The following is a 1,280-nucleotide window of genomic DNA, read 5'->3' on the forward strand; positions in this document are numbered from 1 at the left end:
GTCGCCATCGCTTATTTCCCCGATGTTTTTTTACAAAAACCCATACCAGCGCAGAAAGGGACGCCAACAGCGCCTTTCAATTAATGAAAAGCAGAAATCTGCCCTGAGGATTCATCTCCATAAAAAAATATAACCAAAAATGGATAGCCCACAACAGTATCAGAGGATAGAAATGAAAAATTAACGACAAGAATTATTTAAAGATACGGAAAGCCCGAAGCGCGCCCGAAACCTTCAAGGCACAGCCAGAAAATCTATCGCTGATGCCTTCCCTTGAAGCACGCTGCAAGGCCTGCAGCGCCGGGGAGGCCTGCCCGCTGGAGGTCAGGATCAGCAAAAACGGCGGAAGGCAATTTTGCCTTCCGCCGTCAAAACCTTCCCAAACAAGGGAAGTCAGTACGTTAGAGCAACGCGATATCAGATGCGTCGAGGGTGCCCGTTACACCGGTAACCTTGACCAGGATATCAGCCGCCGCATTGAACGTGCCATTGCCATCCACATTGTGGAAGACGTAGCTATCAGTACCGTAGGTGAACAGAGCTGTTGCACCGTCGGTGGCGGCAGCAGCGGCCACCAACCCAGCAGCAGCTGTCAGGCTGGCCGCGGCGGTTACGTTCGCCTGAACACCATCAGCAAGGGTAACGACCGAGACCGTGGCACCAGCATTCTGGAAGACGAGCGTATCGACCTGACCAGCGACAACGTCTGAACCAAGGTTCAAATCGGTGATGCTGTCCGTAACGGTGTCATGCGACGTACCAGCAACGAAGCGGAACGTATCGTTGCCGGCACCACCCGTCAGGATGTCAGCTCCCGCTGCATCGCCACCGTCACCAATGGTGGCGGCCGATGCGGCGGCACCCTTCGTGATTTCAGAAACAGCACTGAAGATCGCACCGGTGGACAAGCCCTTGTCGATCACGGTGATGTTGGCGACATCCCCGGCAGTGTTCTTGTACGTAACAGTAACATCCGCGCCGTTTGCGGTTACCGTATCGATGTTAGCATTGCCGCCTTTGATGGCAGCCTCTGCTGCAGCGATAGTCGCGGCAATTGTAACAGTGGTAGCGCTGTCTCCGATCGCGACGTCAACACCACCGACCGTGATAACATTGTCGCCGCCGGCATCAGCTCCACCGTTAACTGTGAATCTCTGGACTTCCGCGGTTGCAGTCGCCGCCGCAACACTGACACCATCGCCCTGGATCGTGTCGTTGCCATCACCACCAACGATGGTGTCAGCACCGGCGCGGCCCAACAGCGAGTCTGCCGCTGTGCC

Annotated in this window: 1 protein-coding gene; it reads right to left on the reverse strand. The window is 55.5% G+C overall.

The genetic code is table 11. The features are described from left to right. Positions 1-401: 401 nt before the first annotated feature. Positions 402-1,280: bluetail domain-containing putative surface protein (locus tag P24_RS20375; protein WP_008946365.1), on the reverse strand; the 879-nt coding region annotated here is incomplete at its 5' end.

Origin of the sequence: Oceanibaculum indicum P24 (assembly GCF_000299935.1) — a bacterium.
In the GTDB taxonomy this organism is placed as follows: Bacteria; Pseudomonadota; Alphaproteobacteria; order Oceanibaculales; family Oceanibaculaceae; genus Oceanibaculum; species Oceanibaculum indicum.